At 60.9% G+C, this 1,600-nt stretch carries 1 protein-coding gene; it reads left to right on the top strand.

Annotated elements, in window-relative coordinates; translation table 11 throughout:
• Nucleotides 1-254 precede the first annotated feature (254 nt).
• Nucleotides 255-1,511, top strand: coding sequence for a DUF815 domain-containing protein (locus NW837_RS03835; RefSeq protein ID WP_414329344.1), 1,257 nt, complete (start codon nt 255-257; stop codon nt 1,509-1,511).
• Nucleotides 1,512-1,600 lie beyond the last annotated feature (89 nt).

Below are 1,600 nucleotides of genomic sequence, written 5' to 3'. Positions count from 1 at the left end.
CTTTGGCTTCCTTGCTGAGCACCCTTCCCTTTTTGCTGGCAGCAGGCTTGGTGGTAGCCCTGACGGAGATCTCCTTGGGCAAAAGCTGGGCCGTCTCCTGCGGCCTGATCGCCTGCGTCGGCGGAGGCCTCTATGAACTGGGCCGGCGGGACAATGCCAGGTAACTCAAGCGCTCCGTGTTGTTAACGCAACTACCCCCAGTCTCCTCCCCTAGGGAGCGGATAAGCAACGCCAAGTTAGAGCGGCTTCAAGCGATGACCCCCCTCCAAGAAGCAGCAGAAGCAGCGGCCAAGCTGCTGGTATTCCGGGACATCTGCACCCACCCCCTAGCCCTAGCCTGGCAGGAGCTAATCCAGCAGTTGATGAGTGGGGATCCCTTGCCGTGCTGGGCGGCCTACGGGCGCTGGTTTGAGCTTTTGGCCCGGCAGGGCCTGAGCTGGCGGGAGTGGCTGATCCGGGAGATCCGCTGGGCCGATAACCCCTTTGCCCGTGCAGCGCTGCAGCCCCAAGGGATCCCAGAGCCTCTTATGCAGGCTGCCCGCCACGACCTGCGCTGTCTGCAAACCCTAGCGGACAGTCAGGAGACCATTGCCGAGCAGATGCAGGCGTTGGGGTTGGGGATCCCCTGGCCCGATGGGGAAACCGATAGCGCTGGCTGGGATCCCCGCTCTTTTGCCGATTGGGGCCAGAGCTTGGAGACCTTAATTGCCCACTACCGCCAAAGGGGGGTAGGGCTCTGTGGTCGCTACTGGGCCTTTCGCTGGGGGCCAGCAGGGCTAGAAGGGATCCCTGCTCCCGATCTGCCTGACTGGGAGGAGATTTACGGCTACGAACGGCAGAAACAGCAGTTGGCGGCCAACACCGAAGCGCTGCTGCGGGGGGATCCGGCCCTGCATGTGTTGCTCTACGGGGCGCGGGGTACGGGCAAGTCTTCCCTGGTGAAGGCCTTGTTGCGCCGCTACGGCCCGCAGGGGTTGCGCCTATTGGAGCTGAGGCGAACAGACTTGGTTCAGTTGCCGGAGATTTTGGCAGAGCTGCGGGCGCAGGTGTTGCCTTTCATCTTGTTTGTGGACGATCTCTCCTTTGAGGCAGAGGAAACCGAGTTCAAGCAGCTCAAGGTGCTCCTGGAGGGGGATCTCGTTGCGCCGCCCCCCAACGTGCGCCTTTATGCCACCAGCAACCGCCGCCATCTCATCCGCGAGTTTTTTTGCGACCGTCCCAATCCCCAAGATCAAGAAGTCCACGCCTGGGATACGGTCCAGGAAAAGCTGTCGCTGCGGGATCGCTTCGGCCTCACCCTCACCTTCACCCCCTTCACCCAGGGAGATTACCTGGCAACCGTAGAACACTTGGCCCAGCGGCTGGGTTTCACCCAATCTCTGGATGCCCTGCGCCGCCAGGCCTTAATCTGGGCCCAACAGCAAAACGGCTTTTCCGGTCGCACTGCCCGCCAGTTCTTGGATGCCGTTCGGGCAGGGCTGGTGAAAGGCAACGATGGACTTCCGAGCTAGAGGTGGTGACTATTCCAAACTGATACATTTACGCTGAACACTGCTGAACATCACTGTTCAACTATGCAGCGATAGCATTCTGTTTGTTT

Origin of the sequence: Synechococcus sp. R6-10, from assembly GCF_047461815.1 — a bacterium.
Taxonomy (GTDB): Bacteria; Cyanobacteriota; Cyanobacteriia; order Thermostichales; family Thermostichaceae; genus Thermostichus.
This window is presented reverse-complemented; position numbering and strand designations above follow the sequence as displayed.